13 protein-coding genes are annotated in these 12,808 nt (G+C 55.8%); 6 read left to right on the top strand and 7 right to left on the bottom strand.

Annotated elements, in window-relative coordinates; genetic code table 11:
• Positions 1–96: 96 nt before the first annotated feature.
• Positions 97–1,020, bottom strand: coding sequence for a LysR family transcriptional regulator (locus tag WFP70_RS15965; RefSeq protein WP_337023808.1), 924 nt, complete (start codon positions 1,018–1,020; stop codon positions 97–99).
• Between the two features lie 102 nt (positions 1,021–1,122).
• Between WFP70_RS15965 and WFP70_RS15960 the strand changes: the two genes are divergently transcribed.
• Entirely contained in the window at positions 1,123–1,944 is an 822-nt protein-coding gene (locus tag WFP70_RS15960; protein ID WP_337023807.1) for an MBL fold metallo-hydrolase, read from the top strand.
• A 4-nt stretch (positions 1,945–1,948) separates the two neighbouring features.
• Complete coding sequence (locus tag WFP70_RS15955) at positions 1,949–3,292, top strand: amidase (protein ID WP_337023806.1); 1,344 nt, start codon at positions 1,949–1,951, stop codon at positions 3,290–3,292.
• Between the two features lie 26 nt (positions 3,293–3,318).
• On the opposite strand, the gene WFP70_RS15950 is transcribed toward WFP70_RS15955, so the two are convergent.
• From WFP70_RS15950 to WFP70_RS15935, 4 genes are all read right to left on the bottom strand, one after another.
• Entirely contained in the window at positions 3,319–3,726 is a 408-nt protein-coding gene (locus WFP70_RS15950) for a DUF2000 family protein (protein WP_045833270.1), read from the bottom strand.
• Positions 3,727–3,760: 34 nt separating this feature from the next.
• Positions 3,761–4,618: an AraC family transcriptional regulator gene (locus tag WFP70_RS15945; RefSeq protein WP_337023805.1), complete on the bottom strand. Its 858-nt coding sequence runs from the start codon at positions 4,616–4,618 to the stop codon at positions 3,761–3,763.
• Between the two features lie 28 nt (positions 4,619–4,646).
• Complete coding sequence (locus tag WFP70_RS15940; protein WP_337023830.1) at positions 4,647–5,933, bottom strand: SLC13 family permease; 1,287 nt, start codon at positions 5,931–5,933, stop codon at positions 4,647–4,649.
• A gap of 102 nt (positions 5,934–6,035) precedes the next feature.
• Entirely contained in the window at positions 6,036–6,935 is a 900-nt protein-coding gene (locus WFP70_RS15935; RefSeq protein WP_337023804.1) for a LysR substrate-binding domain-containing protein, read from the bottom strand.
• Between the two features lie 98 nt (positions 6,936–7,033).
• Between WFP70_RS15935 and WFP70_RS15930 the strand changes: the two genes are divergently transcribed.
• A complete protein-coding gene (locus WFP70_RS15930; RefSeq protein WP_058960287.1) occupies positions 7,034–7,804 on the top strand; it encodes a HalD/BesD family halogenase in 771 nt (256 codons plus the stop codon).
• Here WFP70_RS15930 and WFP70_RS15925 read toward each other — a convergent pair.
• Together WFP70_RS15925 and WFP70_RS15920 are read right to left on the bottom strand one after the other, a co-directional pair.
• Positions 7,789–8,877 carry a DUF2817 domain-containing protein gene (locus WFP70_RS15925; RefSeq protein ID WP_337023803.1) on the bottom strand — a complete coding sequence of 363 codons (1,089 nt, stop codon included), beginning with the start codon at positions 8,875–8,877 and terminating at the stop codon, positions 7,789–7,791. The two genes, WFP70_RS15930 and WFP70_RS15925, sit on opposite strands and share 16 nt — an antisense overlap.
• Before the next feature lie 24 nt (positions 8,878–8,901).
• Complete coding sequence (locus WFP70_RS15920; RefSeq protein WP_337023802.1) at positions 8,902–9,672, bottom strand: transporter substrate-binding domain-containing protein; 771 nt, start codon at positions 9,670–9,672, stop codon at positions 8,902–8,904.
• A 251-nt stretch (positions 9,673–9,923) separates the two neighbouring features.
• Between WFP70_RS15920 and WFP70_RS15915 the strand changes: the two genes are divergently transcribed.
• The 3 genes from WFP70_RS15915 to WFP70_RS15905 are packed head-to-tail and all read left to right on the top strand — an operon-like array spanning position 9,924 to position 12,762.
• On the top strand, positions 9,924–10,685 hold the full coding sequence (locus WFP70_RS15915) for an alpha/beta hydrolase (protein ID WP_337023801.1): 762 nt from the start codon (positions 9,924–9,926) through the stop codon (positions 10,683–10,685).
• Between the two features lie 26 nt (positions 10,686–10,711).
• Positions 10,712–11,386 (top strand): heavy metal response regulator transcription factor, encoded by a 675-nt coding sequence (locus tag WFP70_RS15910; protein WP_034830307.1) that lies wholly within the window; start codon positions 10,712–10,714, stop codon positions 11,384–11,386.
• Positions 11,383–12,762 (top strand): heavy metal sensor histidine kinase, encoded by a 1,380-nt coding sequence (locus WFP70_RS15905; protein WP_337023800.1) that lies wholly within the window; start codon positions 11,383–11,385, stop codon positions 12,760–12,762. The genes WFP70_RS15910 and WFP70_RS15905 overlap by 4 nt, the downstream gene beginning before the upstream one ends.
• Positions 12,763–12,808: the final 46 nt, after the last annotated feature.

Raw genomic sequence — 12,808 nt, 5'->3', positions numbered from 1 at the left:
GTCAAAGGGATGCGCCGGACGCTGCAGCCCGGAGCCTGAAGTCTGAAGTCTGAAGCCTGAAGCCTGAAGCCTGAAGCCTGAAGCCTGAACGCCAGACTATATCTTCCGCTGCAGCAGATTGCGCAATGTCTCCCGCAACCAGCGGTTTGCCGGGTCGTCTTGCTGCGCGTTGTGCCACAACAAAGACAGTTCATAATCCGGCATTTCAACCGGCACGGGCGCTGCTTTTAAGCCATAGCGTTGGCACCACGCGGGAGCCAGCCCCTGCGGTACAGTGGCGAACAGCGGCAACTGCTGGAGTAGCAGCGGTAAGCTGGAAAAGTGCGGCGTGACATAGCGTACACGTCTGGATTTTCCCTGGCGCTGCAGAGCATGGTCAAGGGCACTTTCGCTGGCGCCGCGATAAGACACCAGCGCATGCTGATGACCGACAAACTGAGCCAGAGTAAGGCGTTCCAGTGCAATTTGCTGGCGGCTCCACACAGTGCGAAAACCCGCCGGGCCGATTTTCTCGCGGGTTAAGTCACGACTAACTTCATTCCCAACGGTGATTACCACATCTGCCTGCTGCTGCTCCATTAACGGAATCGCCTGCCAGGGATCGGCAGCGACGACATGAATATCTACACCGGGCGCGGCAGTGGCAAGTTCCGCTAACAAATCAGGCATCAACCAATGTTCCAGCCAATCGCTGATGCCAATGCGAAAACGGCGGTTATCACGCTGTGGATCAAATGCATCGGGCGTGAAGATCACCCGATGCAGCCCCTGCATTAGCGGTGCGAACTGTTGCACTAATTGCTCGGCACGCGGCGTCGGTGTCATGCCGTATGACGTGCGGATAAACAGCGCATCATCGAACATCTCACGCAGCCTTTTCAGGGCGGCACTCACCGCTGGCTGGCCGAGGTATAGGCGATTGGCGGCCTGCGTCACGCTACGCACTTCGTACATCACCATCAACACCACCAGCAGATTGAGATCGATACGTGAGAAATCATTTTCATTGATGCTTTTCATGATTTTAATCGATTTAAATAATGTTATGCGCCTCAGTATAGTGACTTTCAACTTACTGTCACGGACGCTGTTGAACGCGTCCTCTATCAAGTGGAGCACAGCATGAACATTCAGGTAGGCGAGTGCCGGGTTGAAAAAATCACTGAACAGCGCGCCTCTTTTTCGTTTGGTGCGTTGTTTAAGGCACATCGTTCTGAGATGAGTGACGCCTTTGCCGAACAGCCTGCAGAGGTCTCGATTCACAGTTGGCTGGTGCGTACCGCTGATCACACTATTCTGATTGATACCGCAACCGGCAATGGGCGCAACCGCGATAACAAACCGCTATTCCATCAGCTGAATACGCCTTATGCCGACAATCTGGCACGGTCGGGCGTTGATCCTGCTGAAGTGACATTGGTATTGATGACGCATATCCATACCGATCACGTTGGCTGGAACACCCACTGGGTTGACGGCCAGTGGCAGCCGATGTTCCCCAATGCCCGTTATGTCTGCTCAGCGATTGAATTGCAGCACTGCCAGGACGATCCCGCCAGTCAGGAACTGTATCGCGACAGTATTCTGCCGCTGATCGAACGCGGCCAGTTGCAGACCATCGACGTGCAGGATTCCCCGCTGTTCGCCGGCGTGCTGCGCTATATTTCCACACCGGGTCACAGCATCGATCACGCGTCGATTGTGCTGGAAAGCCAGGGCGAGTATGCGATTTTCCCGGGTGATGTGATGCACCATCCTGTGCAGTTTCAACACCCGCACTGGAACTCGCTGTTCTGTGAAGATCTTCCGCTCGCCATGGCATCGCGACAACGCGTTATAGACTGGTGCCAGCAACATCAGGCAATCTGGTTCAGTTCCCATTTTCACAGCAGCTCTTTGGGCCGTGTTGCGCCTGATGGGCAATGGACTCCACTTGAGGATTGACCGGATGCAATACGCTGATTATCTCACCGCGTCGCTGAGCGACTTATCCCTGGCACTGCAACGCGGTGATGTTACCGCGCGCCAGCTGACCGACTTCGCACTGCAGCGCATAAGTGAGGCAGACCAGCCGCGCTACAACGCCATCACCTGGCTGTTTGCGGATGACGCGCGTGCGGCAGCAGAACTGAGTGATACACGCCGTCAACGCGGTGAGGCGTTGGGTCAGCTGGACGGCATCCCGGTGCTGATTAAAGACAATATTGAAGTGCGCGGCTGGCCCACCAGCGCAGGTTCGGTGATGTTGCGCGACGTCATCGCTGATAACGATGCTCCGCTGGTCACCACACTGCGCAATCAAGGCGCGATTTTGATCGGCAAAACTGCGATGCATGAACTGGCAGCGGGCATTACTGGCGCCTCATCGCTGAGCGGCTTTACTCACAATGCCTGGCTGCAAGGACGTTCACCGGGCGGATCGAGCAGCGGCTCTGCAGTTGCCGTTGCCGCCGGTTATGTGCCGCTCGCCATTGGCAGCGACACAGCAGGTTCGGTGCGTATACCCGCCGCGTTTAATGGCCTGTTCGGCTTACGCATGACGCGCGGTGCACTTAGCACCTCCGGTATAGTGCCGCTGTCACCGACGCAGAACATCCCCGGCCCACTGGTGCGCAATGCTGCCGATCTGCGCATCGCCAGCGAAGTGCTCAGCGGCAAGACGTTTGCTACGGAGGGAGAAGTATTACGGGTCGGCATCTGGCAGGAGGGATTTGCCGCTGATGAAGATGAGATTAACCAGGCGGTGCAGGCTGCCGTGGCTGGGTTCGCGCCTGCTACGCTGAGTTGGCCCGAGCTGGAGACGTTGGCGGCAGAGGCCAATATTATCGGCTATGAATTTGCTGAAGCGCTGGCGAAGTATTTAGCCGATAAGCCACAGGCGCAGTTCCATACCCTGCCGGATATCGCTGCATCCGGGCTGTATCATCCTCAGCTCGAAACTGTGTTTAAGACCCGCGCGGTACATCCTGGCACGGCCAGCGAAGGTTATGCACGGGTGCAGCAGCGCCAGCATGATCTTTACCAGCAGTTGGTGGCGATGTTCGACCAGCACAACATTAACCTGCTGGCCTACCCGGTGGTGCGCCGTGCGCCAGTCAAACACGGCGAGATGCAGGAAGGCAGCAATGCGCTGGTTTCCGCGGTGACTGGTGCGCCAGCCATTTCGATTCCCGCAGGCCTCAGTCAAGATGGGTTGCCGATTGGCGTCGAATTGCTGGCGCTGCGTGGCCGGGAAGACTTGTTGCTGCGCGCAGCTGAAGCCATCGAGCTGCGCATATCGCTGAATAAATGAAAGCGTCGCCGCAGGGGCGACCGCGTTTATCCGTGCAGTGACAGCCCTTTAATCGCCTTATCCACCGCTTTCTTTGGCCCACGAATCGCGATGCCGACCAGATTCAGGTTGTCGGCATCTTCAGCCATGAATACCTCGCGGTTGGCGGCATCATGTCCGGTGGCGAACATCGCTTCCACATACGGGATCACCGTCAACTCCCGTTCCAAACCCTGGCGATGCGCCCGTTGTAATCCCGTGACATCACCCGCAAACACCAGCATCGGCTGGCCTGCCATATTGCCGTATTGACGCCCCTTCGCATCCACGTAAGGTTCGCCCATCATGTCAGGCGCGGCAGAAGCAATGCCGGTGGCGAGAAAGGCCACCACATTCAGGCGCTGCCAGGTGGCTAAATCATCACGAACAATCAGGGCGATTTTGGTATCAAACATCTGTCACTACTCTCCGATGGGGTCTAAAACAGCATCATCTAAGAGTCGCGGGGGTGGGATATAGAACGTTTGTGCACTGTCGTTGATAGTAGGCCGGTGTCATGCGGTAGGCGCGTTGGAACCAACGCCCTAAATGGCTCTGATCGGCAAAACCAACCTGAGCGGCAACCTGCACCGGCTCAATGCCCTGCGCCAGCAGCACACGTGCGCTGCGCAACCTCAGTCGTACCAGGTAAGCATGCGGCGACTGGCCGAACGCCTGCTTAAACTGGCGCGTTAGCTTAAAACGATCGATGCCCGCCAGCCGTGACAGCTCATCCAGCCCTATATCCTGCGCCATAAAATCGTGCAGATAGTCGCGTAATAGCTGCATGTGCTGCATCGCTGCGCCTGATTGCGCATTGGGTTTGGTTTCAAGATGGCGGGAAAGCATCGTCATCAGATGATCGAGGCTTTGGTCGCGCGCCAGTCGCCCTTCACTGTGATGCACTGAAAACCACGCCTGCTGGATGGCACTGGCCAGCAGCGCATCATCATTTAACGTGTGGCGAAACGCACCTTCGATGTTGGATACATCGCCCAGACCGCGGCGCTGCATCATCTCTGCCACCCAGCGCTGCGGCAGATAAAGCATGGTGTAGGTGAAACCCTCTTCGTTAGGCGCGTGGCCGTCATGCACCGCGCCCGGCTCAATCAAAATGGCGCGACCCGGCGTGCTGGTGTGCAAAGCACGATGACAATTAAAACGCTGTAAGCCTTGCTGTGTCACGCCCACCAATAATTCGTCGTGATCGTGCGGATCGTAGGCGTGTCCGCGAAAATGCGCGTTGACGCTTTCGATACCGGTTTCGTCATCGCGACGAAAATCGACCCAATCATTATTGGCTGACATAACGGCGTGCTCAGGCAGTGAGGGAAAGTCAGGCATAGCCTAGCAGCCTGAACCAGAGATAATCCAGTGGTAACAGCAGCAGCACGCTGAAGATAAACACCAGCACGCACAGTTGCAGGCCCGCTTTGGCAGGCACATTACCCAGCCCCATCGCCACCACCACTGGCGAAGCCTGATAAGGCAACAGCGGCGTCGCGTAGGCAAACACCTGCATCATGACGACGCTCATCAGAGAAAAGCCGGATGCGTTTGCCAGCTCTTGCGCGATCGGCGTCACCATCGCTGGCACGCCGTTCGCAGTCAGCACAAAGTTGAGCAGCGAGACCAGCGAGTTAAGCACCGCGAAATTACCAAACGAAGCGTGATCCTGCAGAGGCAGCACGCTGAGCAGCAAATTGGCAATCAGTCGGCCAAGTCCTGAATCCACCACCACTGTCGCCACCCCGAGAATACCGGCGATATAGATACAGGTGCGGAAATTAACCCCGCTGGCGAAATCATCTCCTGAAAGAAAGCCTATGCGCGGCAGCAGACAAATACAGGCCGCCGCCAGCCCAACCCATGCGGCAGGCAAGCCGTGCAGGCTATCGGTCATCCACAGCAACAGAGTGATAGCCAACAGGCCCATCAACCGCCATTCGCTGCGGCTGAGCGGCTCAAGTTGATCGCGATGGCGCACGGGCTGAGGTTGCGCGCGGAACAGGAACAGAATAGCGGCTGCGAGTATCATTCCCTTGCCGATCCCCACTACCGGCATATGCAGCAGCCACCAGGGCAGCCACTGGAGATGGATCTGATAAGCGTTTTCCGCAGCGCCGCTCAGCACCAGATTGGGCACGTTAGCCGGTAAGATGCTGGCGGAGAGCTGGAATGTGCCAAAACCCACCGCCAGCGCCAGACCGATGTTGCCACGGCTCCCGGCTTTAATTCCGGCCCGCTCACCTAGCGCCAGCACAACAGGCATTAGCAGTGCGATGCGCCCCATATTGGAAGGCATCACCAATGCCAGCAGATAGGTCAGCACCAGGGTGCCAACGACCATGCGCGGCCAGCTCTGACTGAGTGGCACCACCAGATAGTTAGCCCAGCGCTGTGCAAGCCCGACTTTGCGGATCGCCGCACCGAGCACAAAACCGCTCAATACCAGCCAGAAGGCTGAAGAGGCAAATCCGCTGAAGATGGTGCTGGTCGGGGCGATGTTAAGCAGCGTGGCGGCGGCAAAAAACAGCAGCGCGGTGAGATATTCCGGCAGGCGTGCACTTGCCCACAGCAAAATGGTGATGGCTATGACCAACGTGCTAAGCCAGAAATGCATATCTAAAGTCACTGACTGAACTCCCTGTCTACGATCCGTCACACAAAGCGGATAAGCATAGTGCAATCCACGATGTGCAATGCTGAGTCAGTTAACAGTTTGTTAAATTGCCAGCTGTCCGAGCCAGTTTATTAATGCTTCACTGCCCGGCTGGCTGCGCGAACGCTGCGGCCAGGCAAGAAAATAGGGTTTACTTAATGGCAGGCTTAACGCATCAACCATAACCAAATCCCCTCGCGCCAGCTCAGCGGCAATCAGTCTTTTCTGCCCTAACAGCAAACCCGCCCCTGCCACCGCAGCATCTATCGCCAGGGAGGTGAGATTGAAGCTTAACGCGGGTTGAGGCGCAGGTTCCGCCATCCTTTTCGCCTGATACCAGCTGCGCCAGTCGGGCAAAAAGCGCCCTTCATTACCCCAGTCGAGATGAATCAACGGAGCCTGTTGCAACACGCTTTCCAGCGGAAAATGCTTGAGCAGCGCGGGACTCGCCACCGGCACCACTTCATCCAAAAACAGCCGCTGCTTATCAAGCTGAGGATAGCGATCTTCACCAAAGCAGATAACAAAGTCTGCTGGGGTGGCATTAAAATCCACCTGCGCATGAGTGCCGTGCAGCGATAAATCAATATCAGGACAGTGAATGCGCCACTGCGCAATATTAGGCAGCAACCACTTCGAGGCCAGTGCGGGCAATGAATAGAGCGTGAGCTTGGGCATCGTTGCCACATGGCGCAGGTTTTGCTGCCCGAGATGCAGAATGTCAAAAGCTTCCGTCACATAGCGCAAATACTCTTTACCGGTTTCAGTGAGCATTACCCCGCTCTGCGTGCGCACAAACAGCGCGCTACCCAACTGTTCCTCTAGCTGCCGGATCTGCTGACTCACCGCCGCAGGCGTCAGTGCCAGTTGCGCGGCGGCTTTTGCCAGACTGCCCAATTCCGCCGCCACCTTAAATGACTGGATAACGCTGATTTTCGGTAAACGCGGTGACTGTGCGGGCATTAAAGTTTCCTTAGCAGGGCATTAAATTTTTATCGTTACGCACTAACATATCAGTGAGTTACTGTGATAACACACCTGTCACAATGAGAACTGTTGCTATGTCTGCATTGATTCGTTTCGATTTGCATCCACTGGCCGACGCCGACTGGCGACGTGAATGCCGTGAACAGCTCAACCAGCATGGCGCGCTGGTCCTGCGTCAGTTTTTACAACCCGACGCGCTGCAAAGCATCATTGCCGAAGGAAACGCTCAGCGCCACCTGGCCTATCACACCCTCAGCAAGCATAACGTCTATCTGATGAAGAAAGACGAGGCGTATGACGCTGACCATCCGCGCAATCGTGATGTGATCAGTACCAAAGGCTGTATTACCGACGACGTGATCGCCGCCGAATCGCCGCTGCGCCAGCTGTACAACGACGAACTGTTTAAAAGTTTCCTGTGCGACGTGCTGGGTGAAACCGCGCTCTATCCTTATGCCGATCCGCTCTCGTCCATCAATCTGCATTACGCGCCCGATGGTCAGGAACTCGGCTGGCACTTCGATAACTCCTCCTTCGCCATCACCCTGCTGGTACAGAAACCCCGCGCCGGCGGCATATTCCAGTATGTGAAGGATTTGCGCGATGCCGATGCGGGAGAGATGAATTTCGAAGGCGTTGCCGCGGTGCTGGATCAGCGCCAGCCGGTCGATGCGCTGGCGATTGAAGCGGGTGACTTAGTGCTGTTCCGTGGTCGCAACTCAATGCATCGTGTGACGCCAACCGAAGGCGACATCACACGCATGCTGGCAGTGCTGGCGTACAACACACAGCCTGGCATCGCTCTGTCGGAAACGGCGCGCATGACTTTTTATGGTCGGTTGTGATCGGCGTTCAACAAACCTTGCCAGCCGCGTACAAATATCTGCTGGGTCCGAAAAGCCACCAGATCGCGCCAGTCGCGGTCTGCTGGCCAGAAACCTTCCACCAGCTCATGCTTTAAGGCGCGCCCTGACTCACTGGTCGGTTCACCTTGCAGATGCAACCAATGATCGTCACGCACGCGACGATGCATCTCTTCGCCGGGATACGTTCCGCACTCCACAACCAGTGGCAAAATTTGCGTCTGCGGCAGCGATTCCAGCAGGAACTGCGACAGATAACCCGTTGCGGTCGCGGTCACTCCGGTGACACTGTCACGATCTACACCGGTAAACAGTAACGTTAACCACTCGCCATACAGTGATTTTCCCCACTGATGCGCAGCGACCTGCTGCTCAGCAATAGAGAGCAACATTGGATGCCCCCAGGCTCCGGCCCCAGTGTGCAGATCGAAACTCAGGATGGTTTTTGCCTGCGATAAATGGTCGGTGATAATGGTTTGCATGGTGCGATAAGACCAGCTCGGTTGCTGTCCACCGTAGAAGAAGCCGTCAGCGAATTGGTATTGCCCGGCTTCCACCACCCGTTTCACCGCCAGCCAGCCTGCGCCGTTAAGGGTTTCAGCTAATAGCGCATCAGCTTGTGTCCGATCGCCGTGGTAAATCCCGTGCCATGACGGGTATTGCGGATTGGCGGGGGCTGGCTGAGTAAAATCGATAAAATTGCGATTAAGATCGATGTTGTCTTCGTTGACGCGCCGCAAATGGGCTGCTCCCCAGGGATTCAACAGGTGCAGCAGCACAATCGCGGTGTCATCGGGCAAATCAGTCAGACTGAAGCGATTGAGCCACTCAATCTGACTGTCCGATCCGTAGTAGCCCTCCACCCCATGCGTGCCCGAGATGATCATCATCAATTTGCTTGCACCGGGATCGCCAATGACGGCGACATCGGTATAAAGCGTTTCACCTTGTGGGCCCGGCAGCGGATGCGGATATGAAGTCAAAGCGCCGTGCTGGCGCTCGACTGCCGCAACAAAACGGGCACGTTGGGACGAGTAATGCGGCAAATCTGACATGCTGTTTCCTGTAAATAAGGGCGCTTACGGATAAACCTTAAACTTGAAGTATTTTTTCGCCAGCTGATCGTAAGTGCCATTGTTGTGCAGTTCGGCCAGCGCATCATTGATCAGTTTCAGATGCACGGTATCGCCCTTACGCAGGCCAATTCCCACACCGTTGCCCAGCAGCTCTTTATCCACCAGCGTGGCTTTGATGACGTAATCTTTGCCTTCCGGCGTATTCAGGAAACCCTGATCCGCAGACACCGCATTCGCCAGAGTGCCATCCAGTCGCCCCGCGACCAGATCGGGATAGATCTCCATCTGGTTTGGATAGGAAACCACATTGACACCCTGTGCCGCCCATTTTGCTTTGGCGTAGGTTTCCTGAATGGTGCCCTGCGCCACGCCGATGTTCTTACCGCGCAGCGTGCTGATAGCTTCGGTCAGGGTGCTGCTTTTTGGCGTCAGCAACGCACTCGGCGTGATATACAGCATGTTGCTGAAATCCACCTGCTCACGGCGTTTCTCCGTCATCGACATCGCCGACAGAATCGCATCAAACTTTTTAGCCTGCAGTGCCGGAATACTGCCATCAAAGCCGATCTGCACCCACTGGCATTTTACTTTTGCCTGCGCACAAATGGCGTTGCCCAAATCGATATCAAATCCTTTAAGTGAGCCATCACTGGCCTTAGATTCAAACGGTGGAAAAGTGGGATCAACGCCAAAACGCAACGTCTGCTCAGCAAACGATAAGGTGCTGAAAGCGCCCAGTGAAAGCAGTAACGCGAAGGACAAACTCTTTTTCATTGTTATCTCCAGCAGGCAGGTAAATTCATATTGGCATCCAGAGTTAATAACATGAGGGAAACATTACCACCATTAAAATAATGGATTTATGTAGAGTGAATTCTTATATTGATTAATAGGTTAGAGGAATTTCACACCCCATTAAAAATTACTTAATACCCCCTGTCATTCTTTTGTCATAACTCGCTCACCCTGCTGTCAGCGCCGCTTTCATATCCTGTGCCCGAACCTTCCTTATCTGGAGCACAAACATGAAACTGAAAAAACTGACGTTAGCAGCGGGCATTTTATTGGCGATGGTAGGCGGCGCGGCGCAAGCCAAAGCGCAGCCGGTGAAGAATATTGTGTTAGTACACGGTGCATTTGTGGGTGGTGCAGGATGGCGTCCGGTGTATGACCGCCTGACGCACGATGGCTATAAAGTGACGCTGGTGCAGGAGCCGCTGACCGGTTTCCCGGAAGATGTCACGGCGACACGCCGCATCATCGATCAGCAGAATGGACCGGTGATTCTGGTCGGCCACAGTTATGGTGGCGCGATCATCACCGAAGCGGGAAATGACAGCAAGGTGGTGGGCCTGGTGTATATCGCCGCACACGCGCTGGATAACGGCGAAACCGAAGCCATCAACGGTAAAAAATTCCCCAACAGCGCGCATCCGTTTGCCAAATCGACTGATGGCTATCTGACCATCGCGCCAGAAAATTATCACAGCGATTTCGCCGCCGACTTACCGGCTGCACAGGCGGATTTTGAAGCGCATGCGCAGATGCCAACCAACGCCGCTGTGTTCACCGCCAACATTCCAGACCCGGCGTGGAAGACCAAGCCTAGCTGGTACATGGTGGCGAAAGCTGACAAAATCATTAACCCTGATTTGGAGCGGATGTACGCCAAACGCGCGCACAGCCACACGGTTGAAGTCGCGGGCGCCAGCCATTCGGTGTATGAATCTCATCCTGATGATGTGGCGAAACTGATTGAACAGGCCGCTCAGCAGGCGCAGCCCTAATCCACTTGTCCCGCCCGGAGATGCGCATGAAAATTTTGGTGATTGAAGATGAAGCCAAAGCGCGCGATTACATGCGCAAAGGATTAACCGAAGCGGGATTTATCGTGGATGTGGCCGAGAATGGGCAAGATGGTTTGTTCTATGCGCAGGAGCACCATTACGATCTGATCTTACTTGATGTGATGATGCCCGGCATGAGCGGCTGGGAAGTCATGGCCGCGCTGGATAAACAGATCCAGACGCCGGTAATTTTCCTCACGGCTAAAGGCACGTTGGAAGATCGCATCAAAGGATTGGAACTGGGCGCGGATGATTACCTGGTGAAGCCCTTCTCGTTTGCCGAACTTCTGGCACGCGTTCGCACGCAGTTGCGGCGCGGCGGTCAGCAAAAACTTCCCGATGTGCTGACCCTGGCCGACCTGCAACTCGATATCCTTAAACGTCGTGTGGAGCGCGCGGGACAACGCATCGACCTCACCAATAAAGAGTTCAACCTGCTGCATCTGTTTATGCTGCATCCCGGCGAGGTGCTGACGCGCACGGTGATCGCCTCCCGCGTATGGGACATGAATTTTGATAGCGATACCAACGTGGTGGACGTGGCGGTGAAACGCCTGCGCCAGAAGATCGATGGCCCCTTTGCTCAACCGTTGATTCATACCGTGCACGGCGTCGGATATCGTTGCGAAGCTGAAACATGAAAAAACTTTCGCTCGCCACCCGCTTGTCACTACTGCTCAGCATCACGGTGATCGTGATTTTTGCCCTGAGCGGCTTTGCCCTGTATCAGTCGCTGGCGAAGCAGATCGGTGTACGCGATGACGCCGCCCTGCTGACGCGAATTGACCAGATTCGTACGCTGCTGCGCGATGAAGATGCCATCACGCTGATCCAGCAGAAACCGCGCCTTTTTGCCAATATGCTGGGCAACACGGAATCTTTGCTGGTGCTGCGCTTTCCTGGCCAGCCGCCGCTGATTGTGGTCAATCCCGGCGCACGACCAATGCCCGACATCACGCCGGTGCCCGCCGATCAGCCACTCAATCTGGCCTCTGTGCATCACCAGCAGGCAGAGGACGGCACGCCTTTTATTTCCGCGGCTGCATTAGCGCCGACGCGCGATGGTAATGGGCAAATTGAGATCATCACCGGCCGCCTGATGAGCGATCGTACCCAAACTCTCAACAGCTATCGCGATCAGATCATTGTCTCGACCGCACTGGCTGCGCTGCTGGTCGCGGCACTCAGTATCTGGCTGGTGCGTCGCGGCTTGTTGCCATTACGTCGGCTGGCAGCGGAAACTGATGCCATAGACGTGCGGCGTTTATCGCACCGTATCCAGTTCAGCGATGCCCCGACAGAACTGCAACCGTTGGTCGCTGCCTTCAACCAGATGCTCAGTCGTCTGGAAATGGGCTATCAACAGCTCAGCCAGGTTTCCGCCGATATGGCGCACGACCTGCGCACGCCGATTGGCACCTTGATCGGTCAGACCGAGGTGGCGCTGAGCCAGCCGCGCAGCGTGGGTGATTACCAGGCACTGCTGGGCTCCAACTACGAGGAACTGGAGAGACTGGCGAAAATGATCGATAACATGCTGTTCCTCGCCAAAGCGGAAGACGCCAGTCAGGCAATGGATTGGCAGATAATCGATTTGGCACAGCTCGGCGAGAAATTACAGGACTATTTTGATGGCATGGCCGAAGAGCACGCCATGCAGTTGGAGATGCGCATGCAGGGAGAATTGCGCGCCGATCCGCAGCTGCTGCAACGCGCACTGGCGAATCTGATGGCGAATGCCTTGCGCTATGGCGAGCGGGATACCACCATTCGCGTGTTAAGTGCGGTGCGCGATCAGGGAATCGAGTTGGTGGTGGAGAATCAAGGCGCGGCGTTGAGTGCGGAACAGCAGTCACGCATGTTTGATCGCTTCTGGCGTGCCGATGCATCTCGACATCAAAGCAGTAGCGGATTGGGTTTGTCGATTGTGCGCAGCATCATGCGTTTGCATCACGGTAGCTGTGCGGTGAGCAGTGAGAATGGGGTGAACCGGTTTAGTTTGCTGTTTCCGCGATGAAACGTGTCGCGGCGCGATTCATCGCGCGGGGTTAAAACCATGCAAA

It is taken from the genome of Pantoea sp. USMM079, from assembly GCF_037153115.1.
Classification (GTDB): domain Bacteria; phylum Pseudomonadota; class Gammaproteobacteria; order Enterobacterales; family Enterobacteriaceae; genus Pantoea; species Pantoea communis.
This window is presented reverse-complemented; position numbering and strand designations above follow the sequence as displayed.

Bases quoted from the DNA above. Each gene is read 5' to 3' on its own strand.
- WFP70_RS15945 (WP_337023805.1), bottom strand. From the start codon at position 4,618: ATGTCAGCCAATAATGATTGGGTCGATTTTCGTCGCGATGACGAAACC.
- WFP70_RS15960 (WP_337023807.1), top strand. From the start codon at position 1,123: ATGAACATTCAGGTAGGCGAGTGCCGGGTTGAAAAAATCACTGAACAG.
- WFP70_RS15955 (WP_337023806.1), top strand. From the start codon at position 1,949: ATGCAATACGCTGATTATCTCACCGCGTCGCTGAGCGACTTATCCCTG.
- WFP70_RS15910 (WP_034830307.1), top strand. From the start codon at position 10,712: ATGAAAATTTTGGTGATTGAAGATGAAGCCAAAGCGCGCGATTACATG.
- WFP70_RS15965 (WP_337023808.1), bottom strand. From the start codon at position 1,020: ATGAAAAGCATCAATGAAAATGATTTCTCACGTATCGATCTCAATCTG.
- WFP70_RS15920 (WP_337023802.1), bottom strand. From the start codon at position 9,672: ATGAAAAAGAGTTTGTCCTTCGCGTTACTGCTTTCACTGGGCGCTTTC.
- WFP70_RS15915 (WP_337023801.1), top strand. From the start codon at position 9,924: ATGAAACTGAAAAAACTGACGTTAGCAGCGGGCATTTTATTGGCGATG.
- WFP70_RS15930 (WP_058960287.1), top strand. From the start codon at position 7,034: ATGTCTGCATTGATTCGTTTCGATTTGCATCCACTGGCCGACGCCGAC.
- WFP70_RS15905 (WP_337023800.1), top strand. From the start codon at position 11,383: ATGAAAAAACTTTCGCTCGCCACCCGCTTGTCACTACTGCTCAGCATC.
- WFP70_RS15940 (WP_337023830.1), bottom strand. From the start codon at position 5,933: ATGCATTTCTGGCTTAGCACGTTGGTCATAGCCATCACCATTTTGCTG.
- WFP70_RS15935 (WP_337023804.1), bottom strand. From the start codon at position 6,935: ATGCCCGCACAGTCACCGCGTTTACCGAAAATCAGCGTTATCCAGTCA.
- WFP70_RS15925 (WP_337023803.1), bottom strand. From the start codon at position 8,877: ATGTCAGATTTGCCGCATTACTCGTCCCAACGTGCCCGTTTTGTTGCG.
- WFP70_RS15950 (WP_045833270.1), bottom strand. From the start codon at position 3,726: ATGTTTGATACCAAAATCGCCCTGATTGTTCGTGATGATTTAGCCACC.